19 protein-coding genes and 1 pseudogene are annotated in these 21,546 nt (G+C 69.8%); 11 read left to right on the forward strand and 9 right to left on the reverse strand.

Translation table 11 applies throughout. The features are described from left to right. Window positions 1-138 precede the first annotated feature (138 nt). Entirely contained in the window at window positions 139-1,098 is a 960-nt protein-coding gene (locus tag KZ686_RS23100) for a LysR substrate-binding domain-containing protein (RefSeq protein WP_226105936.1), read from the forward strand. Window positions 1,099-1,120: 22 nt separating this feature from the next. On the opposite strand, the gene KZ686_RS23105 is transcribed toward KZ686_RS23100, so the two are convergent. After that, window positions 1,121-1,792: a nitroreductase gene (locus tag KZ686_RS23105; protein WP_265633793.1), complete on the reverse strand. Its 672-nt coding sequence runs from the start codon at window positions 1,790-1,792 to the stop codon at window positions 1,121-1,123. Window positions 1,793-1,927: 135 nt separating this feature from the next. Between KZ686_RS23105 and KZ686_RS23110 the strand changes: the two genes are divergently transcribed. Then, window positions 1,928-3,070, forward strand: a complete 1,143-nt coding sequence (locus KZ686_RS23110; RefSeq protein WP_265633794.1) for a CaiB/BaiF CoA transferase family protein — start codon at window positions 1,928-1,930, stop codon at window positions 3,068-3,070. Between the two features lie 36 nt (window positions 3,071-3,106). Here the strand turns inward: KZ686_RS23110 and KZ686_RS23115 are convergent, their stop codons facing one another. Both KZ686_RS23115 and KZ686_RS23120 read right to left on the reverse strand, forming a co-directional pair. Beyond that, the gene (locus tag KZ686_RS23115) at window positions 3,107-4,156 is read right to left on the reverse strand and encodes an Ldh family oxidoreductase (RefSeq protein ID WP_265633795.1); all 1,050 of its coding nucleotides are present in this window, start codon (window positions 4,154-4,156) and stop codon (window positions 3,107-3,109) included. 103 nt (window positions 4,157-4,259) lie between these two features. After that, window positions 4,260-5,801, reverse strand: a complete 1,542-nt coding sequence (locus KZ686_RS23120) for a DASS family sodium-coupled anion symporter (RefSeq protein ID WP_265633796.1) — start codon at window positions 5,799-5,801, stop codon at window positions 4,260-4,262. A gap of 265 nt (window positions 5,802-6,066) precedes the next feature. Here KZ686_RS23120 and KZ686_RS23125 point away from each other — a divergent pair, with 265 nt between their 5' ends. After that, window positions 6,067-6,315, forward strand: coding sequence for an RNA recognition motif domain-containing protein (locus tag KZ686_RS23125; RefSeq protein WP_265633797.1), 249 nt, complete (start codon window positions 6,067-6,069; stop codon window positions 6,313-6,315). 129 nt (window positions 6,316-6,444) lie between these two features. Here KZ686_RS23125 and KZ686_RS23130 read toward each other — a convergent pair whose 3' ends face one another. Further along, on the reverse strand, window positions 6,445-7,449 hold the full coding sequence (locus KZ686_RS23130; protein ID WP_265633798.1) for a LysR family transcriptional regulator: 1,005 nt from the start codon (window positions 7,447-7,449) through the stop codon (window positions 6,445-6,447). Between the two features lie 97 nt (window positions 7,450-7,546). Here KZ686_RS23130 and KZ686_RS23135 point away from each other — a divergent pair, with 97 nt between their 5' ends. From KZ686_RS23135 to KZ686_RS23145, 3 genes and pseudogenes are all read left to right on the forward strand, one after another. Then, a complete protein-coding gene (locus KZ686_RS23135; protein ID WP_407648575.1) occupies window positions 7,547-8,266 on the forward strand; it encodes an HAD family hydrolase in 720 nt (239 codons plus the stop codon). Next, window positions 8,152-8,712, forward strand: a pseudogene (locus tag KZ686_RS23140) (DSD1 family PLP-dependent enzyme); the annotation flags it as partial. The gene KZ686_RS23135 and the pseudogene KZ686_RS23140, both read left to right, overlap by 115 nt. A gap of 143 nt (window positions 8,713-8,855) precedes the next feature. After that, window positions 8,856-9,290 (forward strand): RidA family protein, encoded by a 435-nt coding sequence (locus KZ686_RS23145; RefSeq protein WP_223819723.1) that lies wholly within the window; start codon window positions 8,856-8,858, stop codon window positions 9,288-9,290. A gap of 16 nt (window positions 9,291-9,306) precedes the next feature. Here the strand turns inward: KZ686_RS23145 and KZ686_RS23150 are convergent, their stop codons facing one another. Genes KZ686_RS23150 through KZ686_RS23165 form a run of 4 tightly spaced genes read right to left on the reverse strand, consistent with a single transcriptional unit; the run spans window position 9,307 to window position 15,626 of the window. After that, window positions 9,307-10,857: a gamma-glutamyltransferase family protein gene (locus KZ686_RS23150; RefSeq protein ID WP_265633799.1), complete on the reverse strand. Its 1,551-nt coding sequence runs from the start codon at window positions 10,855-10,857 to the stop codon at window positions 9,307-9,309. Window positions 10,858-10,907: 50 nt separating this feature from the next. Then, window positions 10,908-13,577 carry a branched-chain amino acid ABC transporter ATP-binding protein/permease gene (locus KZ686_RS23155; RefSeq protein WP_265633800.1) on the reverse strand — a complete coding sequence of 890 codons (2,670 nt, stop codon included), beginning with the start codon at window positions 13,575-13,577 and terminating at the stop codon, window positions 10,908-10,910. Then, the gene (locus tag KZ686_RS23160) at window positions 13,574-14,449 is read right to left on the reverse strand and encodes a branched-chain amino acid ABC transporter permease (protein WP_265633801.1); all 876 of its coding nucleotides are present in this window, start codon (window positions 14,447-14,449) and stop codon (window positions 13,574-13,576) included. The genes KZ686_RS23155 and KZ686_RS23160 overlap by 4 nt, the downstream gene beginning before the upstream one ends. A 10-nt stretch (window positions 14,450-14,459) precedes the next feature. Continuing rightward, window positions 14,460-15,626, reverse strand: coding sequence for an ABC transporter substrate-binding protein (locus tag KZ686_RS23165; RefSeq protein ID WP_265635387.1), 1,167 nt, complete (start codon window positions 15,624-15,626; stop codon window positions 14,460-14,462). A gap of 370 nt (window positions 15,627-15,996) precedes the next feature. Here KZ686_RS23165 and KZ686_RS23170 point away from each other — a divergent pair, with 370 nt between their 5' ends. The 3 genes from KZ686_RS23170 to KZ686_RS23180 are packed head-to-tail and all read left to right on the forward strand — an operon-like array spanning window position 15,997 to window position 18,648. Continuing rightward, window positions 15,997-17,100: a polysaccharide deacetylase family protein gene (locus tag KZ686_RS23170; protein WP_265633802.1), complete on the forward strand. Its 1,104-nt coding sequence runs from the start codon at window positions 15,997-15,999 to the stop codon at window positions 17,098-17,100. A gap of 31 nt (window positions 17,101-17,131) precedes the next feature. After that, on the forward strand, window positions 17,132-17,983 hold the full coding sequence (locus KZ686_RS23175; protein ID WP_407648631.1) for a GntR family transcriptional regulator: 852 nt from the start codon (window positions 17,132-17,134) through the stop codon (window positions 17,981-17,983). 29 nt (window positions 17,984-18,012) lie between these two features. Then, on the forward strand, window positions 18,013-18,648 hold the full coding sequence (locus KZ686_RS23180) for a flavin reductase family protein (protein ID WP_265633803.1): 636 nt from the start codon (window positions 18,013-18,015) through the stop codon (window positions 18,646-18,648). Between the two features lie 5 nt (window positions 18,649-18,653). On the opposite strand, the gene KZ686_RS23185 is transcribed toward KZ686_RS23180, so the two are convergent. Beyond that, the gene (locus KZ686_RS23185) at window positions 18,654-19,043 is read right to left on the reverse strand and encodes a TfoX/Sxy family protein (protein ID WP_149316106.1); all 390 of its coding nucleotides are present in this window, start codon (window positions 19,041-19,043) and stop codon (window positions 18,654-18,656) included. Between the two features lie 238 nt (window positions 19,044-19,281). Between KZ686_RS23185 and KZ686_RS23190 the strand changes: the two genes are divergently transcribed. Then, entirely contained in the window at window positions 19,282-20,877 is a 1,596-nt protein-coding gene (locus KZ686_RS23190) for an acyl-CoA synthetase (RefSeq protein ID WP_265633804.1), read from the forward strand. After that, window positions 20,874-21,509, forward strand: a complete 636-nt coding sequence (locus KZ686_RS23195; RefSeq protein ID WP_149316104.1) for an SAM-dependent methyltransferase — start codon at window positions 20,874-20,876, stop codon at window positions 21,507-21,509. The genes KZ686_RS23190 and KZ686_RS23195 overlap by 4 nt, the downstream gene beginning before the upstream one ends. Window positions 21,510-21,546: the final 37 nt, after the last annotated feature.

Raw genomic sequence — 21,546 nt, forward strand, 5'->3', positions numbered from 1 at the left:
AATGGCCGATTCTAGGCACGGTCCGTGCGTCAGCGGATGCGGATCGGCCATGGCGTCATGCGGAAACGGAATAAGGCGCCAGCGGCCGCACTGCCGTGCCCCGCGACGAGGCCGGCACGCATCTGACGGAAGACGACCATGCAGTTGAAGTGGATCGAGGACCTGCTCGTGCTGGAGCGCACGCGCAGCTTTTCGCGCGGCGCGGAGTTGCGCCATATCACCCAGTCGGCGCTGTCGCGCCGCATTCGCTCGCTCGAGCAGTGGGCCGGGGCAGAGCTGGTCGACCGCAATACCTATCCGCTGGCGTTGACGCGGGCGGGCGCGGCCTTCTGCGCGACGGCGCGCGACGCGTGCGAGCGGCTGCTCGAAGCGCGCGCGGCGCTGCGGCGCGAGGCCACGATGCCGGACAAGGGCATCGAGATCGCGGCTGGCCACACCTTGTCGCTGACGTTCCTGCCGGACTGGCTAAGGCAGTGCCGGCAGCGTGCGGGCACCTTCCATGCGCGCGTGGTCGCCGCCAACGTGCTGGACGCCGTGGTGGCGTTGTCCGAGGGCCATTGCGATCTGATGCTGGGCTACAACCATCCGCGCGTGCCGGTGTCGCTGGACAGCGAGCGCTTCCGCAGTCTGACGGTGGGCAGCGACCTGCTGATGCCGGTATCGGTGCCTACCTCGCGCGGCGCGCCGGTCTTTTCGCTGGCCGATGCCAGCGGCAAGGCATCGAGCCCGACGCCGTTCCTCGCCTATACCGCCAACACCACGCTCGGCCGCGTGGTCGAGTCGATTCTCGAACAGAAACAGGCGCATCGCCGGCTGGTTCGCTGTTACGAAGCCGATATGGCGATGCTGTTGCTGAAGATGGCCAGCGAAGGGCACGGCGTGGCCTGGTTGCCGCACAGCACCGTCGCGCAGGCGCTGGCGGCGGGCACGCTGGTGCCGGCCGGTGACGACAGCTGGTGCTCGCCGCTGCAGATCTGCGCCTACCGCTCGGCACAAAGCGCCAATCCGACCTTGCACGCGCTATGGCGCATGCTGGCGGGCGAGCAGGCGGGCGAGCATGCCGACGCGCCGGCGCGGCAGGCGGCGCAGTTCGCGTAACGACGAGCGCTCGGACCCCGGCTCAGATGCCGATGAACTGCGCAAACTCCTCGACCGGCGCCCGCTGCGCCACCAGCCGATTGGCCGCAGCGTCCGGATCGGCGTAGCCGATCGCCATGCCGGTAAACAGCATCCGCTCGGGCGGCGTGCCGAGGAAGCGGCGCATCGTTTCCGGATACATCGCCCAGCATTCCTGCGGGCAGCTGTCCAGGCCCGCCTCGCACAGCAGCAGCATCACGTTCTGCAGATACATGCCCAGGTCCGACCATTGCGGCGGGCCCATGCGGCGGTCCACCGTGCAGAACAGCGCCAGCGGCGCGCCGAAGAACTGGAAGTTGCGGGCGAACTGCTGGCGCCGCGCGGCCTTGTCCTCGCGCGGGATGCCGAGATGGCCGTACAGGTCCTCGCCGACCTGGAAGCGGCGCTCGCGATAGGGCGATACCAGCTCGGGCGGATAGATGTGGTATTCGGCGGGCTCGCCCTTCGGTTCGTCCACCACGCGCTGCCGCATGATGGCCTTGAGCTCGTCCAGCGGCGCGCCCCCGACCACCTGGATATGCCAGGGTTGCAGATTGCCACCGGACGGGGCGCGCGCGGCCTTCTCGACGATCTCGCGGATCAGCTGCGGCGGCACGGGCTTGTCGAGAAAGCCGCGGATCGAGCGGCGCGTGGCAATGGCTTCGCTGACGTTCATGGTCTCCTCTCGTGCGTGGCTGGCGCGGGGCCGGCGATCCCATCGGCGCCCGGGGCCCTCGGGGTGCGCGTTCGCGGCGCCCGGCATTGCATGGTAAGTTGGCGTCCGACGATACCACGACAACGGGAGACAGGCATGGCGGGTCCGCTGCATGGACTGAAGGTGGTGGAGATGGTCGGCCTCGGGCCGGGGCCGTTCTGCGCGATGATGCTGGCCGATATGGGCGCCGAGGTGATTCGCATCGACCGGCCCAATCGCGGCGCCGGGGTGTTGCCCGAGGACGTCCGCTTCGACGTGACCGCGCGCGGGAGGCGTTCGCTGGCGATCGACCTGAAGCAGCCGGGCGCGGCGCAGACGGTGCTGCGCCTGATCGAACAGGCCGACGTGCTGATCGAGGGTTTCCGGCCCGGCGTGATGGAGCGGCTGGGCCTGGGACCGGACGTCTGCCTGGCGCGCAATGCGCGCCTCGTCTATGGCCGCATGACCGGCTGGGGCCAGCACGGGCCGCTGGCGCAGGCGGCTGGCCACGATATCAATTACATCGCGATCACCGGCGCGCTGCATGCGATCGGCCTGCCGGACGAACCGCCGGTCGTGCCGCTGAACTACATCGGCGACTTCGGCGGCGGCGCGATGATGCTGGCCTTCGGCGTGGTCTGTGCGGTGCTGGAGAGCCAGCGCAGCGGCAAGGGGCAGGTGGTCGATGCCGCGATGACCGACGGCGCCGCGTTGCTGTCGGCCATGATGTACGGCTTCAAGGCGGCCGGCCGCTGGAGCAACCGGCGCGGCAAGAACCTGCTCGACGGCGGCGCGCCGTACTACGGCACCTATGCCTGCGCCGACGGCAAGTACGTCGCGATCGGGGCGCTCGAGCCGCAGTTCTATCGCAAGCTGATCGAGCTGTGCGGCATCGAGGATCCGGCCTTTGCCACGCAGGGCGATCCGCGCGACTGGCCGCAACTGAAGTACCGGCTCGCCGAGGTGTTCCGCACGCGCACGCGCGACCAGTGGTGCGCGCTGATGGAAGGCAGCGATGCCTGCTTCGCGCCGGTGCTGGACTGGGACGAGGCGCCCGCGCACGCGCACAACCGCTCGCGCGAGACCTTCATCGACGTCGCCGGCGTGACCCATCCCGCGCCGGCGCCGCGCTTCTCGCGCACGGCGCCGGACAAACCGGCGCCCGCCTCGCCGCCCGGTGCCGACACCGAGGCCGTGCTGCGCGACTGGGGTTTTGCCGCCGACGAGATTGCCGCGCTGAAGGGCGATGGCGTGATCTGATCCGGTACGCCAGGGAAGCCTGCCGCGTGGCGGGCTTCACTCGCCCGGCAGCGCCACGCCCAGATCGCCGGCCAGCGCGGCGAGATGGCGCCAGATCGCGGGAGCGACGTCGAGCGTGTCGCCGGTGCGGGCGCGATGCTCGGCCTCGTACTCGCCGGGATACTGCACGCGATCGAATCCCGGCGCGGGCGGCGTCTCCTGCAGGTAGCGAATGAACGATTCGACCTCCGCGCTTTGCCACTGCAGCCCCAGGTCGAGCTGCGGATCGAGCAGCACCGCGAACATGTTGTTGGTTGCCACGCCGCCGCGCGGATTGTCGGGCTGAATGGTGCCGCCGCCGGACAGCACGCCGGCCAGCAGTTCGGCGACCACGCCGAGCGCATAGCCCTTGTGGCCGCCGAACGGCAGCAGGGCACCGGGCGGATCGGCGAAGATCGCGCCGGCGTCGGTGGTGGGCTCGCCGTTCGCGTCGATGACGCTGCGCTCCGGCGCGGATTCCCCTTTCTCCGCCAGCACGCGCGCCTTGTTGATGGCGATCGCACTGGTGGCGATGTCCATCACCAGCGGCGGGCGGCCATTCGGCATCGGCCCGGCGAAACACAGCGGATTGGTGGTCAGCCGCGCGACCCTGCCGCCATAGGGCGCCACCGCGGGCGGCCGGTTGATGACGTTGGTGAAGCTGAGCAGCACCATGCGAGCCTGCGCCGCCATCTCGCCGTAGTACCCCATGCGGCCGAGATGGTGCGAGCGGCGCAGCGTGAAGATGCAATGGCCGTGCTCGCGCGTACGCTCGATGGCGGCCTGCATCACGCGCTTGCCGACGTGCTGGCCGAAGCCGCTGTTGCCGTCGAACACCATCAGCGTGCCGCGGTCCATCGCGCAGCTGGCGCGGCCTTCGGGATTGACGCTGCCGGCCTCCACCGAGGCGCGATACTGTGGCAGCATCGACAGGCCGTGGCTGACATAGCCGCAGCGGTCGGACTCGACCAGGTGTTCGGCCACGTCGTCGGCGATATCGTCCGGCACGCCGAGCGCCACCAGGATCTGCCGGGCGAGGCGATGGGCATCCTGCAGGGTGATCTTCATCTCGACTCCTTGTGTTGCCTTGCGTTGTCTTGCGTTGCGACGTTGCGATCTTGCGATCTTGAGATCGCAGGAGTGCCGGACCTCCGGCCCTGGCGGGGCGGCTCTAGATCCAGCCAAGCCAGCGCCAATACGTCGCGGCGAACAGCAGCATCATCGCGTAGCCCGCCAGCGTGACGGGAATGCCGATGCGCGCAAACTGGCGACCGTTGAAGGTATCGGTGCCCAGGCACACCATGTTCTGCGGCGCGTTGATCGGCAGGATGAAACCGAAGCTCATGGTGAAGCCCAGCAGCATCGTGATGCCGACCTTGTCGATATCGCCCGGCAGCGTCTGCAGCACCGAGATCAGGATCGGCAGCATCGCGGCCGTCAGCGCCGTGGCGCTGGCAAAGCCCAGGTGGATCACGATCAGGAAGGCGGCGAGGATGGCGAACACCGCGATCGGGCCTTGCGTCGCCAGGCCCGAATTCGCCACCACGAACTTGCCGAGCCATTGGCCGGCCTGCGTGGTCAGCAGCGCGGTGCCGAGGCTGATGCCGACGCCGAAGACGATCAGCGTGCCCCAGGGCGTGCGTTGCTGCATGGTCTTCCAGTCCATCACGCCGACGCGCGGCAGCATCAGGATCACGAGGCCGACGAAAGTCACGGTGGCGGTATCGAAGCCGTGCAGCTTGCCCTCGGTGGCCCACGCCAGCAGCAGGCCGATCGACACCGCGGCGAGCCGCTTCTGCGGGCCGCTCATCGGCCCCAGCGCCGCCAGTTCGCGCTGCACGGCCTGCTTGCCGCCGGGAATCGCCTCGGTCTCGGGCGGCAGCAGCCGGCGCACCAGCAGATACAGCACCACCGACATGATCAGCGCCCACGGCGCGCCGGCGATCAGCCATTGCAGCCACGTCACGCGCTCGCCCAGCAGCTTGTCCATGAAGCCCACCGCCAGCAGGTTCTGTGCGGCGGCGGTCTGGATGCCGACGTTCCAGATGCTGGTGGCCTGTGCCACCGTGATCATGATGCCGGCCGCGATATTGGAACGTTTGTCGACGCCGAAGGCCGCAATGATCCCCATCATGATCGGCACCACGCAGGCGCTGCGCGCGGTCGCGCTCGGCACCACCAGCGACAGCGCGATGGTGACCGCGATGGTGCCGATCAGGATGCGGCGCGTGCTGGTGCCGATCGCGGACAGCGTGACCAGGGCGATGCGGCGGTCCAGTCCGGTGACCGTCATCGCCGCGGAGATGAACAGCGCCGCGGCCACCAGGGCCAGCGCGGTATTGGCGAAGCCCGCCAGCGCCATGCCGAGCGCGCGCGAGGTGCCATACAGCGTGCCGGCGTCCTCGACCGTGGGCGCGAAGCCGATCAGCGCGGCCATCAGCGAGGTGATCATGATCGCGCTGGTTTCGTACGACACCGCCTCGCTAATCCAGACGACTACCGCGAATGCAAGGATGGCGAGCATCCGGTGCCCGGCGAGCGGCAGATCGGCCGGGGTCGGCAGCGACAGCACGCCGATCAGCACCACCACCGCCACGAACAGGCCCCAGGGCGGGCGCTTGCTGGCAGCTGCGGGACTGGCGGCGCCGGCCGGAGCGGCCGGTGCGCCCGGCGTGGAAGGCGGGGACGACGCGTTGCTGCGCGGATCAGTCATTGCCATTTCCTTGGATGACGGCAGCGGCCGTGCAGGGCCGCCGGCACGAAGTGCGTCGATTATCGGCCCCGCTCGTCGCGGTTGTCGAGCGCAGCGGCTACGGTTCTTGCGCCAGATCAAGGGCGATGCGCGATGGCGGGCGGCGATCGCCGGCGTTGCCAGCCGGAACGGCCGCGAACATCTATAGTGGTCTCGTGGCCCGGCAAATATCGTGCACCGCCTCGGCGGCATGCGGACCGCCGCGCCATGCCCCCAGGAGACCGACATGCAGGTGCTGATTCGCGGCCTGCGCCGCGAGATCACCGAACAGCGTTTGCGCGAGAAGTTCGCACCCTATGCGCCCGTGCGCTCGGTGGAAATCATGCGCGACGGCGACCCGGAGCAGCCCTGGGCATGGGTGGACTTCGACATGGACCTTGTGGCGGCGCTGGGCCTGTTGCGCCAGTTCGACGGGCAATACTTCGAAGGCGGCGTGATGCGCCTGCATCTGGTCGCGCACCAGAGCGGCGACTGAGAGCCGACTGAGCGGCTACTGAGCGGCTACTGAGCGGCTACTGAGCGGCGACCAAGCGGCGACCGAGCAGCGACTGCCCGGCGATGGAGCAGTGATACGCCTTGTGGAGACGGCAGGCGCCGCGGTGGTTCAGCCGCGCCGCTCGCTGCGCCATGGCGGCCGCGGCCCCAGCGCCTTGCGCAACATCTCGACGAACAGCCGCGTGCGCGTCGACGCCACCCGCGATTGCGGCACCAGCGCCATCACGTCGGCGTCCGGCAGCCGGTAGCCGGGCAGCAGCGCGACCAGCCGCCCCGAGGCGAGGCTGTCCGCCACATCCCACTCCGACCGCGCCATGATGCCCTTGCCGGCCAGGCACCATTGATGGACGACGTCGCCGTCGTTGCTCTCCATGATCGGACGCACGCGCACGGTGTGTTCGCGTGCATCGGTGCCGCCGGCGCTCTTGCCGCTGCCTTTGCGCAGCTCCTTTCCAGCCTCCTTGCCGCCGTCGCGCCCGGCAAAGCGCCATAGCGTCACGTCCTCGTCGTTCTCCCTGAGCACCAGGCAGGCGTGCCGCGTCAAATCGGCGGGACGCTGCAGCGGCGGCGCCTTGGCGAGGTACTCGGGCGCGGCGCACAGCACGCGGCGGTTCGGTGCGATGCGGTGCGCGACCCAGCGCGAATCCGGTATCGCGCCGATGCTGACCAGCACGTCGAAGGCATCGCGCCCATGCACCGGCTGGCGCGGCAGCATCAGGTTGTCCGACAGGTACAGCTGCACCTCGAGATTGGGATGCGTGGTCTGGAACTGCGCCAGCAGCGGCCCGAGATAGCGGCGCCCGAAGCCGAACGGTCCATGCACCTTCAGCTTGCCGGCCACCGCCTGGCTGCGCTGCCGCAGCGCTTCCTCGATGGCCTGCATCTGCTGGAGCACGCCGGTCGCGTGCTGCGCCAGCAGATGGCCCTCGTGGGTCAGCTGCAGCCGGCGCGTGGTGCGCAGCGCGAGCCGGATGCCCAGGCGCGCCTCGAGCTGGCTGAGCCGCTTGGTCACGGCCGGCGGCGTCACGTTCTCCTCGCGCGCCAGCGCGGCGAGGCTGCCGAGCCGGTCCAGCGCCAGGATGAAGCGCAGGTCGTCGATGTTCAGCGTCATCATTATTAACCCGGAGGTGAATTAAGAAATTCTATGCCATTAACCACCCGCCGGCGGGCCGAACCTACACTGTGGCATCGATTCCAACCGGGGCCGCACCATGACAAGCGAACCAAGCCAACCACGCCAACCACGCCAGGCCAACCCCGCGCGCCAATACGATGTCGTGCTGTTCGACCTGCTGACCGCGCTGCTCGATTCCTGGACGCTGTGGAACAGCGTGGCGGGCGGCGAAGCACCGGGCCGCGCGTGGCGCGCCGCCTATCTGAAACGCACCTATGCCTGCGGCGCCTATCGTCCGTACGAAACGCTGGTGCGCGAGGCCGCGGTCGAGACCGGGCTGCCGGCAACGATGGCCGACGCGCTTGACGAACGCTGGACCGAGCTGTCGCTGTGGAGCGGCGCCGCGCACGTGCTGGAGCACCTGCGCGCGACGCACCGGCTCGGCGTGGTGACCAACTGCTCGGAGCGCCTGGGCCGGCTGGCTGCCGAACGCCTGAACGTGCCGATGGACGTGGTGGTGACCTCGGAACGCGCCGGCTTCTACAAGCCCGATCCGCGGCCGTATCGGCGTGCGCTTCAGGAACTCGGTGCCGAGCCGGCCAACACGCTGTTCGTCGCGGGCTCGGGCTTCGACCTGTTCGGCACCTCGGCGGTGGGGCTCGACACCTACTGGCATAACCGCGTGGGACTGGCGCTGCCGGAAGGCGCGCCGGCGCCGCTGCAGCAGGGGCCCAGCATCCTGCCGGTCATGCGGCGCCGGTGGTCAGTGTGGGCAGCACGCCGACCGCGCACTACGCGCGTTCGCTCGATGGCGTGACCGAGGTGCGGGCCGGGGTGTTCGTGTTCTTCGATCTGGTGATGAACGGCATCGGCGTTTGCGATACCTCGGACATCGCGCTGTCGGTGTTGTGCACCGTCATCGGCCATCAGCGCGAGAAGGGCTGGCTGATTACCGATGCGGGTTGGATGGCGATGTCGCGCGATCGCGGAACCGCGAAGCAGCCAGTCGACCAGGGCTATGGCCTGGTCTGCGATCTTGACGGCAAGCCGCTGGCCGATCTGGTGATGGTCGACGCCAATCAGGAGCACGGCATCGTCAGCCATCGCACCGATCCGGCCGCGACGCCGATGCTGCCGGTCGGCACGCTGCTGCGCATCCTGCCGAACCACGCTTGCGCGACGGCCGCGCAGCACGGCGCCTACACGGTGGTGGCGGGCAGCGGCGTTGTCGAGGCGCAGTGGCCGCGCTTCAGTGGATGGTGAGCGCGATGGCGGGCACGAATCCGAAGGGGAAGCCGAGCGCTACGCCGAGCGCTACCCCGAGTGCGACCCGGAGTGCGGCTCCCAGCGCGACTTCGAGCGCGACTCCGAATGCGGCCCCGAGCGCGACGCCGAACGCCGCCGCGATCGCCGGGCAGCCTGTCGCCTATCCCGACGTTCCCGCACTGGCGACGCCACGCGGCCACTATTCGCACGTCGCCACGGGCCTGGGCCTCGTCTTCGTGTCGGGCCAGTTGCCGCTGAACGCGCAGGGCGAGCCGCGCGCCGATCTGCCGCTGGCGGAACAGGCCGCGCTGGCGCTGCGCAATGCCGGGGCCGCGCTGGCTGCGGGCGGCTGCGGCTGGAAGGACGTGCTCAAGGTCACCGTCTACCTGGCCGGCGTCGAACATTGGCCGGCGTTCGACGCGGTCTACCGCGAGGTGCTGGGCGACGCGCGCCCGGCGCGCGCGGTGGTGCCGGTGCCGGCGCTGCACTACGGCGTGCTGGCCGAGGTGGAGGCGGTCGCCGTGCATCCCGCGGCGGTACAGCAGAGGCTGTCGCCGCCGCTGGTCCTGCGCTGAACGCGACAGGTACGCGTCAGCAGCCGATCGCCATGCCGTCGCTGCGCGGATCGTGCGCGCCGACGATGGTGCCGTCGGCCTCGATGCGGATTGCGCCGGGATGGCCGGCGAGCGGGCTCTGCGCCGGGATCGGGCTGATCTCGTGGCCGCGCGCGGCCAGCTCCGCCATCACCGCATCGCCGGCATCGGCCTCGAGCTTGAGCGTGTCGCGCGTGTCGGAGAACGTGCGGCCCAGCAGGAAGCGCGGGCGGGACAGCGCCGCCAGCGGATCCATGTCGTAGTCGATCATCCGTGTCAGCACCGCCGCCAGCGTCTGGGGTTGACCGTCCGCGCCCTGGGTACCGTAGAGCAGGGCCGGGCGGCCGTCCCGCAGATAGAGGCCGGGATTGAGCGTATGGAAGGGGCGTTTGCCCGGCCGCAACGCGTTGTGGTGGCCGGGCTCGATGCTGAACGCCGCGCCGCGGTTGTGCCACAGGATGCCGGTGTCGCCGGCGATCACGCCACTGCCCCAGTCGAAGTAGACGGTCTGCAGCACGCTGGCACAGCGCCCCTGGCTGTCGACCGCGCCGAGGTAGACGGTGTCGCCGGTACGGAAGCGGTGCGGCCACGGCAGCGCACGGTCGGGCCGGATCGCCGCGGCCAGCCTGTCGAGATGCGCGGGGGACAGCATCGCCTCCGCCGGCACGTCGACGAACTCCGGGTCGGCGACGTGGCGGTCGCGCTCGATGAAGGCCTGCTTCACCGCTTCGACCAGCAGATGGTAGTAGTCGGCGCTGCCTTCGGCGACCGCCGCGACATCGAAGCGATCGAGTATTCCCATGATCTGCAGCGTGGTGACGCCCTGCGTCGGCGGGCGCAGGCTGACCAGTTCGCCGCCGCGATAGGGCACCGTCAGCGGCGCTTCCTCGCGGGCCCGCGTGGCGGCGAGATCGGCCGCCGTCAGTGGCGATCCGGCCTCGCGCAGCCCGTTGGCAATGCGCGACGCCAGTTCTCCCTCGTAGAAGTCCCGGGCGCCGTGCTCGGCGATCCGGCGCAGGCTGCCCGCCAGCTGCGGCTGGCGGAAGCGCTCGCCGACGTCGGGCATGCGGCCCTCGGGCAGAAACACGCGTGCGAAGCCGGGCCAGTCGCTCCACTGTCCGGCACGGAATTCCTGCCAGAAGCGCTGCGATGGCGTGACGGGGAATCCATCGGCGGCATGCCCGATCGCGCGCTGGAAGAGCGCTTCCCACGGCGTGGTGCCGCCCCACTTGTCGCGGCTGATCCGATAGGCGCGATCCCAGGTGTCGACCGTGGCGGCGGTGGTCAGCGCGGCGGCGGGTCCGCGCGTGGGAATGCCCCCATCGAAGGCGGGCGGTGCTGCCGCGGCTTGGCCGATGCCGGACAACGTGCGCACGTCGCCGGCGCCGTCGGCAATGACCCAGAACGCATCGCCGCCCAGGCCCGTGAAGTGCGGGCAGGTGACCGACAGCGCTGCGCCGATTGCGATCGCCGCTTCGATCGCATTGCCGCCGGCGCGCAGCACTTCGAGTCCGGCCTCGCTGGCCAGCGCATGCGGGCTGGTGACCATGCCCGTGCGGGAACGTGCGGGGCCTGCGGGAGGAAGCGGGGCGGCTGCCATCAGGCCTGCACCGCTTGCGGGGCGGCGTGGGCCATCCCGGTGGCGCGGCTGGCGTCGTCGCCGCCGTTCGCCACATTGCCGCAATCGCCGTCATTTCCGCCATCGCCGCCATCGCCGCCGAGATAGGCCTGCACCAGCGCCGCATCGCGCGCCAGCACGTCGGCGCGGCCGCTGGCGACGACGCGGCCTTCCTCCAGCACATAGGCGCGGTCGGCCAGTGCCAGCGCGAGTGCCGCCATCTGATCCACCAGCAGGATCGTGATCGACGCCTCGCGCAGCCGGTCCAGCGAGGCGAACAGCTCGTCGATGACCTTGGGCGCCAGCCCAAGCGACGGTTCGTCGAGCAGCAGCATGCGCGGCTGCGACATCAGGCCGCGGGCAATGGCCAGCATCTGCTGCTCGCCGCCGGACAGCAGGCCGGCGCGCTGGTGCTGGCGTTCGCGCAGGCGCGGGAATCGGGCAAACATCGTCTCGATGCGGCGCTGCATCTCGCCGCGGCGCAGGCGCCCGGACGGAAAGGCACCGAGCTTCAGGTTGTCGAGCACGGAGAGTTCGGCAAACACCTGCCGTCCCTCGGGGACAAGCACGAGGCCCATCGCCGCGATGCGGGCCGCATCGATGCCGCCCAGATCCACGCCGTCGAACGCGATGCCGCCTTGCACCGGGCGGTGCAGGCCGGACAGAGCCCGCATCAGCGTGGACTTGCCCGCGCCATTGGCGCCGAGCAGTGCCACCATCTCGCCTTCGCGCACCTGCAGCGCGACGTCGTGCAGCACCGGCGCGGCGCCGTAGCCGGCGCGCAGCGCGTTGACGCCCAGCAGTTCCGCGCCGGCGACGTCGCGATATTGGCGCGGCGGTGCGCCGGCGGCTGCTTCACCGGCGACCGCATCGCCGACGCTCGCATCGCCCAGATACGCACGGCGGACCGCCGGATCGGCCCGCACCTCGGCCGGCGTGCCGACCGCCAGCCGCTGGCCGGCATCGATCACCACGATGCGGTCCGATACCTCCATCACCAGCGACATGTCGTGTTCCACCAGGCCGACGGCGATGCCGCTGTCGGCGATGCGGCGCAGCAGCCGGCCGAGGCTGGCCTTGTCCTCGCGCGACAAGCCGGCAGCCGGCTCGTCCAGCAGCAGCACGGCCGGCTGCGTGGCCAGCGCACGCGCGATCTCGACCAGCCTGCGGTCGACGTGGGCCAGATCGGCGGCACTGGCATCCGGGTCGCCGCGATAGCCGCAGGCCCGCAGCAGCGCACGAGCCCGTTCGCGGACTGCGGCGGCCGTGAAGCCGGCGGTGCCGAGCAGCGGGCCGAGGCGCCCACCGCCCAGCGCGAGCGCGACATTGTCGGCGGCGCTCATGCCGCCGAACAGCTGCGAGGTCTGATAGGTCCGCGCGATGCCGTGGCGCGCGCTGTGGCAGGCGCCGCGCGCGGGCAGCGCCGCGTCGCCGAGCCGCCGGCCGCCCGCGTGCGGCCGGTAATAGCCGGACAGCATATTGAGTACCGTCGACTTGCCTGCGCCGTTCGGGCCGATCAGGCTGGTCACGGTGCCGGCGGCCACCGTGAACGACAGCCCGTCGACCGCGCGCACGCCGCCGAACACCATCGACAGGCCGTCGGCCACCAGCGCGCGACGCGTGGCCGCTTCGCGCATCGGCAGCGCGATCTCGGCTGGCTCATCCCCCGGCGCGGCTGCGCCGCGCTGGCGCCGCAGCCCGCGCAGCAGTCCCGCCGCCACGCCGACGATGCCCTGCGGCGCGACCCACAGCACCACCAGCAGCAGCATGCCGAAGCACAGCAGGCGCAGGTTCTCCAGGCTCGACAGCAACTCCGGCAACATGCCGACCACCACCGCGCCGATCACCGGACCGGCGACCGTGCCCGCACCGCCGATCATGACCACCAGCACGAACAGGATCGATTGCAGGAACGAGAACATGCCGGGCGTGACCATGCCCTGCATCGGCGCGAACAGGCCGCCGGCCAGCCCCGCCAGCGCGGCCGAGACCGCGAAGGCCATCGTGCGCACCAGCAGCGGCTCGATGCCGATCGACGCGGCCGCGGTCTCGCTGTCGCGCACCGCGCGCATCGCCGCGCCCCAGCTGCCGCGCGCAATGCGCGCATAGGCCGCCAGCGAGACCGCCAGCACCGCCAGCGCGATCAGCGTCAGCGCGCGCTCGCCGCCGTCGACGCCGGGCAGGGTCGGCTGGGCGATGCCCATCAGCCCGTTCTGGCCGCCGGTCAGCGCCCGCCATTCGACCGCGCCGTGCTCGACGATGAAGCCGAAGGCGATGGTGATCATCGCCAGGCCGGGCCCCTTGACGCGCAGGGCCGGCAGCGCGAGCAGGGCGCCGGCCAACGCCGCAATGGCGGTGCCCGCGAGCCAGGCCGGCCAGAAGCTCCAGCCGGCCTGGCCGGTCAGGATCGCGACACTGTAGGCGCCGATCGCGTAGAAGCCGACATGGCCGAACGAGATCTGCCCGGTCAGGCCGATCAGCAGGTTCAGGCCGACGCCGCAGATCGCGAGCATGGCGACGCCTGCGATCACGAAGACGAAGTAGCCGTTCAGCAGCAGGGCCGCGGCCGCGGCGCCCAGCAGCGCCAGGGCGAACGCCGAAATCTGCAGCGGCGTGCCGATGCCGGCGACGAGGGGAGGACGCGCGCTCATACCTTGCGTACCTCCGCGCGGCCGAACAGTCCCGCCGGGCGCAGCGCCAGCAGCGCGATCACCAGCGCGAACGTGATGATCTGCGTATAGCTCGAGCCCAGCGCGGCCGTGATCGCGGCCTCCACCACGCCGAAGATCAGGCCCGCGATCATCACGCCCCAGGCGCTGGACAGGCCGCCGAGGATCGCCACCGCGAACGCCTTCAGCCCGAACACCGTGCCCATGTCCGACTGCACGTTGAACAGCGGGGCGATCAGCACGCCGGCGACGCCGGCCAGCAGCGTCGATACCGCAAACGCGGCGGCGACGGTGCGGCGGATCGGAATGGCCATCAGCCGCGCGGCATCGCGGTTCTGCACCACCGCCAGCATCGCCAGGCCCCAGCGCGAATGGCGCAGCACGTAGTGCAGCACGCCCGCCAGCGCGAGGCCGACCAGCGGGATCAGCAACTGCAGCGGATAGACGCCCAGCCCGTCGGCGAGCTGCAGCGACGACGCCGCCAGCGGCGACGGCAGGCTGCGCGGCTCGGTGCCGAAGGTCAGTGTGACGACGTTATCGAGCACGATGCCGAGTGCCACCGTCGCCATCAGCCAGGCATCGGAGCCGCGGCTGGCGAACGGGCGTACCGCGACGAACTCGACGGCCAGCCCGTACAGCGCGCACAGCGCCAGCGCGAGCAGCACGGACGGGGCCATCGGCCAACCGAGCTTCTGCGCGAAGGTGTAGGTCAGCACGGCGCCGAGCATCATCGAGCTGCCCTGCGCGAAGTTGACGGTGGCGCTGACCACATAGGTCAGATGAAAACCCAGCGCCATCAGCCCGTACATGCTTCCGAGGCCAAGACCGCTGATCAGGGCGGAGATCCATAACATGAGGCGTTCCTTACTTCGACGCGACCTGCTTGTCGGCGACCGGCACGATGCGGTTGTCGATGAACTGCGCCCAGACGTAGTCGTTCTCGGTGAGTGCGTCGTGCACCTGCGGCGAGAAGGGCTTCACGTAGGTCTTGATCAGCCCTTCATGGCGGTCGATGGCGTAGAAGCCCTGGCGTACCGCATCGCCCCTGGTCGAGCCGGCGCGCTGGATCGCCAGCGCGGCCAGATGCGTGGCGTCATAGGCGTTGGCCACGCCGACCGCCGGCGTGATGTCGTCCGGTCCCTTGATGTCGCTGTACCTGGCCTTCAGCGCGTTGACGACGCGCGTGCCGACCGGCGACGGCGCGCCGAAGAAGCTGTAGGTCTGCACGAAATGGACGTTGCGCGCGTTCGGGCCGGCCAGCTCCGTGAAACGCCCGCCGGCCGGGCCCCAGTGCGACACCACCGGTACCTTCCAGCCCATGCGGTCCAGCGATTTGACGACCTGGGCCGAAGGGCCGACGTTGCCGACCATCAGCAGCACATCGGCGCCCGCGGCCTTCAGGCGGCCAAGCTGCGGCACCACGTCGACATCGTTCGCCTCGAACTTCTCGATGCCGGCGGCCTTCATGCCCTTGGCCGTCAGCGCGGCGACGATGCCCTTCTCGTTGGATTCGCCCCACGGGTTGTTGACCAGGATCAGTCCCGGTCTGGTCGCGCCAAAGGTCTTCTGCGCGTACTGCAGCATCGCCTTGTCGACCAGCTCGTCGACCGCGGACACGCGGAACACGAAATTCGGATTGGCGCCATTGCGGGTGATCGGCGTGCCGGCCGCCAACGGCCCCATGAACGGGACCTTTTCCTGGTTGGCGATGGGCACGATCGCCATCGACACCGGCGTGTCGAGGCCGCCGAACAGCACCGCGACCTTCTCCTTGTAGATCAGCTCGCGCGCGGCGAGCACGCCCTTGGCGGGATTGCTTTCGTCGTCGCGGCGGACCAGCTCGAGCTTGCGGCCGTTCAGCACGCCGCCCCTGGCATTGATCTCCTCGATCGCGATGGTCATGCCGCGCGTCAGCGCTTCGCCGGCGCGCGCGGACTGTCCCGTCATGGCGGTGATCAGGCCGATCTTGACGGGTTCGGCCGCCAGTGCCGGCACGGCGGGCAGCGCGCAGGCAGCGGCGACGGCAAGCATCAGCGCGCGGCGGCGCGGTTGGGGACGGTGGCGGGACATGGCAGTTCTCCGGATCGGTGCAACGGGAAGGGAAAGATGTCGTGGAATCGACGGACCGCCGATCCGTTCGCAAGAGCCATGCCACACGTCGACACCGGACCGCCATGCCTTGCGGACGAAGGCTCAGCGGATCGCATACGATCTGGCCTGCATCTTGCGAACGATTGGGGTATCGATATGAATGCGATCGAAGGCGGTGCATGCCGCACGGACGCGGTGCGGGATGTGCGGGAACGGGGCCATGGCGGTGCAGGGCACGCGGCGGTCACGCTCCGATCTGCCCGATGCCGCTCCGATGCCGCGATCGCCAAACGACGAAGGGCACAGGGCAATGACCCACAATCCGAATCCGAATCCGAATCCGATTCCGCTTCCACCACGGGCGGCAGGGGAGGGCGCACGCGACCGCCACGCTGCCACTGCCGCATTCGGCCCGCTGCGCACGCACGGGCGCTTCCCCTATCGGCCCATCACCGATGTCGACGATTTCCATTGGCCGGGTGGCGCGCGGCTCGCCGTCTATCTCGGCTTCAATATCGAGCACTTCGCCTTCGGCGAGGGACTGGGCGCGAATATCGGGCCCGCGTCGCCGCAGCCCGACGTGCTGAACTACAGCTGGCGCGAATACGGCAACCGGGTCGGCGTCTGGCGTTGCCTGGAGCTGTTCGACCGGCTGCGCATGCCCACCGGCGTGCTGCTCAATACCGCGCTGTACGACCATTGTCCCGAGGTGCCGGACGCCTTTCTCGCGCGCGGCGACGAACTGATCGGGCATGGGCATACGAACGCGGTGCGCCAGAGCGATCTGGACGAGGCCGGCGAGCGCGCGCTGCTGCGTCATTGCCGCGAGCGCATTGCCACGCATGCCGGCAAGCCGCCCGCCGGCTGGCTGTCGCCCTGGATCTCGGAGAGCGCGCTGACGCCGGACTTGCTGAGCGAGACCGGCTATCGCTATACGCTGAACTGGTGCCACGACGATCGTCCGGTGCGAATGGCGACGCGCGGCGGGCCGCTATGGTCGATTCCGTATCCGCAGGAACTGAACGACATTCCGATGATCGTCGGGCGCCAGATGGATGGCGCCGCGTTCGCCGACATGATCGTCGACCATTTCGACGAGATGCTGGCGCAGGCCAACCACGCCACGCGCCCGCAGCCACTGGTGATGGGCATCGCGCTGCATTCCTATCTGGTCGGGCAGCCGCACCGGCTGCGCCATCTGCGCAGGGCACTGGAGCATATCGCCCGGCGCCGCGATACCGGCGAGATCTGGATGACGACACCCGGGGCGATCTGCGAGGCGATGGAGGACGCGGTGGAGGACGCGGTAGAGGATGCGGTGGAGGACGCGGTAGAGGACGCGGTGGAGGATGCGGTGGGCGGGGCTCCCATTGCGCCGCGTGGCATGACCGCTACCATGGACGGCACGCGCTAACATCATGACCCTTCATTCGTTGACCGAATTCATGTCCGCCAACGTCGACAAAGCCGCCGCCAGGACGACGGCGAGATCCGGTACCAAGGCTTCCGCCAGGACTGTCGCAAAAACCGCCGCAAAAACCGCCGGCAAGGCGGCCCCCAAGTCCGCCGCCAGCAAGGGCAAGGCATCCCCGGCATCGCCGGCGACCGCAGCCGCGCCGCCCGCAGGCCGGGCGGCCGACGCCGACGCGCGCATCTACCAGGCGATCTTCGACGGCGTGCTCAATCATCGGCTGACGCCCGGCACCAAGCTGCCCGAGCCGGAGCTGTGCCAGCTGTTCGGCGTGGGCCGCGCGGTGGTGCGGCGCGTGCTGGAGAAGCTGGCGCACGACGGCATCGTGGCGCTGCGGCCCAACAAGGGCGCGGTCATCGCCGAGCCGACGCCGGAAGAAACCGGCCAGATCTTCGAGGCAAGGCGGGCGCTCGAACGCGTGCTGGTCGAGATGGCGGTGGCGCGCGCCACCGCGGCGGACCTGCGCGACCTGCGGCGGCAGCTGGCCGAGGAGCACGAGGCCATGCATCGCTTCGACCAGCCATCATGGGCACGGCTGGCGAGCGGCTTCCATCTGCGCATCGCCGCGCTGGCGCGCAATCCGGTGCTGCAGCGCTACCTGACGGAGCTGGTGTCGCGCTGCTCGCTGATCGTCGGCCTGTACGAGCCGCCCGGCCATGCGCCATGCGAGCACGACGAGCATGCGGCGATCGTCGATTGCATCGAGAAACGCGATGCGGCCGGCGCCATCGGCAGGATGGACGCGCATCTGCGCGAGCTGGAGCAGCGCATCGAGACCTCGCGCATGCAGGGCGAGAAGAGCCTGGCCCAGCTGCTCGGCCTGTGACACGACTTGAACGAGGCGATCGCGCCAACATGGAAATCGATTTCGACGCCATTACCGAATATCAGCGCTACAAGCTGATGGCCAGCCTGATCGTGCCGCGGCCGATCGCCCTGGTGACGACGCTGGGGGCGGATGGCACCGCCAATGCCGCGCCGTTCTCGATGTTCAATATGCTGGGCGAGGAGCCGCCGATCGTGATGATCAGCGTCAACCGGCTGGCCGGCGGCGCGCTGAAAGACACCGCGGCCAATATCGTGCGCTCCGGCGAATTCGTCGTGCATCTGTGCGACGAGGCCATGGCAGAGCGGATGCACCGCTGCGGCGAGCGGCTGCCGCCGGATATCAGCGAGCTGGCGCACGTGGGCCTGACGGCGGCGCCCAGCACGCGCATCGCGCCGCCGCGCATCGCCGAGGCGCCGGTCGCGTTCGAATGCCGGCTGTGGGAGACGCTGGAGACCGAGAGCCGCCAGATCTTCATCGGCCGCGTGCTGCGGCTGCATGCGCGAGACGGCTTGATCGACACCGAACGCTGGCGCGTCAGGCTGCAGGAGTATTTTCCGGTCGGCCGCTTCGGCGCGAGCTTCTACGTGACCACGCGCGACCGTTTCTCGCTGGAGCAGGAGGCGGGCAAGCCTGCGGCGTCCACCGCGATCGACGAGATCTGACGCGGCTATCCCCGTGCCTTGCGCCTGGGCGGCGCGGCGTTCGCGACCCGCAGCGTGGCCTCCACGGCCTCGCGCGCCCAGGGTTCCATCTCGCCCGGCGACTCCAGGCATTGCGCCGGCAGGCTCAGATAGTGGCGCAGCACCACCTCCTTGCCGCCGCTGCGATAGCTGAACGGCTCGCAGCCTTGCGCCTCGAATCGCGGCAGCGTGACCGCGTCGGCCTTTAGATAGCAGCGGCCATCGGTCACCAGGCCGAACATCAGCCCGTCGTAGTACAGGCCATGCCCGCCGAACATCCGCTTCGCCGTGATCGGGCCGATGCGGGCGGCCAGCGGCGCCATCAGTTCGAGCAGATGGTCGACGAAGGGATCCGGACGACGGGCTGACGTGGACATGGGGGACTGGCGGGGTGGCATGCGATCCGGCGATGTTAGCACCGCCCGCACCGTGCCCAGGGGGGATGCGCCGCCGCGCGAATGCTGCTAGCCTGACGCGGCCGGCGGCCGATGTTCCGCGCAGCGGTCCGCCGCGAGCAGGATGCATGGAACGAGCTCGGAACGAGCACAGAATGCGCACAGGATGCGCACAGGATGCGCACAGGATGCGCACAGAACAGGCACAGGAGACAGCAGCATGACGCTAGACCAGCAGGCGGCGATCCGCCGCGCGCATCAGCATGGCGTGGGAGACATCCTGCGGCGCTCGGCCCAGCGCACGCCCGACAAGACCGCGATCGTCTGCGGCGACGTGCAGTGGAGCTACCGCGATTTCGACCAGATCTGCGACCGCCTGGTCGCGGCCCTGTCGCAGCAGGGCATTGCCGCCGGCGACCGCGTCGCCATCCTGTCGCGCAATTCGCACGCCTTCGCGGCGATGCGCTTCGCGCTGGCCCGCATGGGCGCGGTGCTGGTGCCGATCAATTTCATGCTCAATGCCGGCGAGGTCGCCTACATCCTGCGCAGCTCGGGCGCGCGCACGCTGCTGGTAGGCGCGGGTTTCGAGGCGTTGGCCGTGGCCGCGGTCGAGCAGGGCGCGGCCGATGGCGTGCAGATCGGCCTGCAGATCTGGCTGCCCTCGGAGGACCAGGCCGACGGCGCGCCCGAAGGCATGCTGCGCTTCGACGATCTGCTGATGGCCAGCGCACCAATACGGGACATCGCGCCGGTCGATCCGCGCGCGCTGCTGCAGATCATCTACACCAGCGGCACCGAGTCGCTGCCCAAGGGCGCGATGCTGAGCCACGAGGCAGTGCTGTGGGAGTACGTCACCTGCATCGTCGAGGGCAATATGCAGGCCGACGACGTGGTGCTGCACGCGCTGCCGCTGTATCACTGCGCGCAGCTCGATGTATTCCTCGGCCCCGCGGTGTATCTGGGAGCGACCAACATCATCACGGGCCAGCCGCGGCCCGACGTGATCCTGCCGCTGATCGCGCGCCATCGCGTCAATGCGTTCTTTGCACCGCCGTCGATCTGGATCGCGCTGCTGCGCTCGCCGCTGTTCGAGGGCGCCGACCTCGGAACGCTGGCCACGGGCTACTACGGGGCGTCGATCATGCCGGTCGAGGTGCTGAAGGAAATGCAGCGCCGCATGCCGGGCGTGCGGCTGTGGAACTTCTACGGCCAGACCGAGATCGCGCCGCTGGCGACCGTGCTGCATCCCGACGACCAGCTGCGCAAGGCCGGTTCGGCCGGCAAGCCGGCCCTCAATGTCGAGACGCGCATCGTCGACGACGAGATGCGTGATGTCGCGACCGGCGAGATCGGCGAGATCGTCCATCGCTCGCCGCAACTGCTGGACGGCTACTACAACGATCCCGAACGCACCGCGGAGGCCTTCCGCGGCGGCTGGTTCCATAGCGGCGACCTGGCCGTGCGCGACGAGGAGGGCTACATCACGATCGTCGACCGCAAGAAGGACATGATCAAGAGCGGCGGCGAAAACGTGGCCAGCCGCGAGGTCGAGGAAATGATCTTCCGCATCCCCGAGGTATCCGAGGTCGCGGTGATCGGCCTGCCTGATGCCTACTGGGTCGAGGCGGTGACCGCGGTGATCGTGCTCAAGGAAGGGCAGTCGCTGTCCGAGCAGCAGGTGATCGACTTCTGCAAGGCCGGCATGGCGCATTTCAAGGTGCCCAAGCGCGTGATCTTCGCCGATGCGCTGCCGAAGAACCCCAGCGGCAAGCTGCTCAAGCGCGAACTGCGCCGCCGGTACGAGGCGCAGGCATGAGCGCCGGCGAGCCGACCCCCGACGCCTACTTCGACGCCGTCTACGCCAACGGCGACGATCCCTGGCACTACCGTACGCGCTGGTTCGAGGCGCGCAAGCGCGCGCTGCTGCTGGCGATGCTCGATCGGCCGCGCTATCGCTCGGCCTTCGAGCCCGGCTGCGCCAATGGCGAGATGACGGCCGCGCTGGCGCCGCGCTGCGAAGCGCTGCTGGCGGCCGACCGGCACGCGCGCGCGGTCCGGGCCGCGGCCGCGCGCGCCGGCCACGCCCCGCACGTGCGCGTGGAAACGATCAGGGTGCCAGCGGAATGGCCGCCGCAGCGCTTCGATCTGGTGGTGCTCAGCGAGTTCTGCTACTACCTCGCGCCGGATCAGGTCGCCTTGCTCGCGCGACGGGTGCGCGAGTCGATGGCGCCCGACGGGCTGCTGCTGGCCTGCCACTGGCGCCATCCCTTCGACGAGCAGGCGTGCCCCGCGCCCGAGGTGCATCGCATTCTCGGGCAGGAGACCGGCTTTCCGCGCACGGCCAGTTATCGGGAAGACGACTTCATGATCGACGCGTGGGCCGCCGATGGGCTGGGCGCCAGCCGGCGGGAAGCGGAGCAGGATCGCATACGGCAGGGCAGGTCGTGACCGAGACCGATTGCCACAAGGGATCCCGTGAACCACG

This window comes from Cupriavidus cauae (assembly GCF_026210475.1).
Classification (GTDB): Bacteria; Pseudomonadota; Gammaproteobacteria; order Burkholderiales; family Burkholderiaceae; genus Cupriavidus; species Cupriavidus cauae.

Bases quoted from the DNA above. Each gene is read 5' to 3' on its own strand.
- KZ686_RS23100 (WP_226105936.1), top strand. From the start codon at position 139: ATGCAGTTGAAGTGGATCGAGGACCTGCTCGTGCTGGAGCGCACGCGC.
- KZ686_RS23105 (WP_265633793.1), bottom strand. From the start codon at position 1,792: ATGAACGTCAGCGAAGCCATTGCCACGCGCCGCTCGATCCGCGGCTTT.
- KZ686_RS23110 (WP_265633794.1), top strand. From the start codon at position 1,928: ATGGCGGGTCCGCTGCATGGACTGAAGGTGGTGGAGATGGTCGGCCTC.
- KZ686_RS23115 (WP_265633795.1), bottom strand. From the start codon at position 4,156: ATGAAGATCACCCTGCAGGATGCCCATCGCCTCGCCCGGCAGATCCTG.
- KZ686_RS23120 (WP_265633796.1), bottom strand. From the start codon at position 5,801: ATGACTGATCCGCGCAGCAACGCGTCGTCCCCGCCTTCCACGCCGGGC.
- KZ686_RS23125 (WP_265633797.1), top strand. From the start codon at position 6,067: ATGCAGGTGCTGATTCGCGGCCTGCGCCGCGAGATCACCGAACAGCGT.
- KZ686_RS23130 (WP_265633798.1), bottom strand. From the start codon at position 7,449: ATGATGACGCTGAACATCGACGACCTGCGCTTCATCCTGGCGCTGGAC.
- KZ686_RS23135 (WP_407648575.1), top strand. From the start codon at position 7,547: ATGACAAGCGAACCAAGCCAACCACGCCAACCACGCCAGGCCAACCCC.
- KZ686_RS23150 (WP_265633799.1), bottom strand. From the start codon at position 10,857: ATGGTCACCAGCCCGCATGCGCTGGCCAGCGAGGCCGGACTCGAAGTG.
- KZ686_RS23155 (WP_265633800.1), bottom strand. From the start codon at position 13,577: ATGAGCGCGCGTCCTCCCCTCGTCGCCGGCATCGGCACGCCGCTGCAG.
- KZ686_RS23160 (WP_265633801.1), bottom strand. From the start codon at position 14,449: ATGTTATGGATCTCCGCCCTGATCAGCGGTCTTGGCCTCGGAAGCATG.
- KZ686_RS23165 (WP_265635387.1), bottom strand. From the start codon at position 15,626: ATGCTTGCCGTCGCCGCTGCCTGCGCGCTGCCCGCCGTGCCGGCACTG.
- KZ686_RS23170 (WP_265633802.1), top strand. From the start codon at position 15,997: ATGACCCACAATCCGAATCCGAATCCGAATCCGATTCCGCTTCCACCA.
- KZ686_RS23175 (WP_407648631.1), top strand. From the start codon at position 17,132: ATGTCCGCCAACGTCGACAAAGCCGCCGCCAGGACGACGGCGAGATCC.
- KZ686_RS23180 (WP_265633803.1), top strand. From the start codon at position 18,013: ATGGAAATCGATTTCGACGCCATTACCGAATATCAGCGCTACAAGCTG.
- KZ686_RS23185 (WP_149316106.1), bottom strand. From the start codon at position 19,043: ATGTCCACGTCAGCCCGTCGTCCGGATCCCTTCGTCGACCATCTGCTC.
- KZ686_RS23190 (WP_265633804.1), top strand. From the start codon at position 19,282: ATGACGCTAGACCAGCAGGCGGCGATCCGCCGCGCGCATCAGCATGGC.
- KZ686_RS23195 (WP_149316104.1), top strand. From the start codon at position 20,874: ATGAGCGCCGGCGAGCCGACCCCCGACGCCTACTTCGACGCCGTCTAC.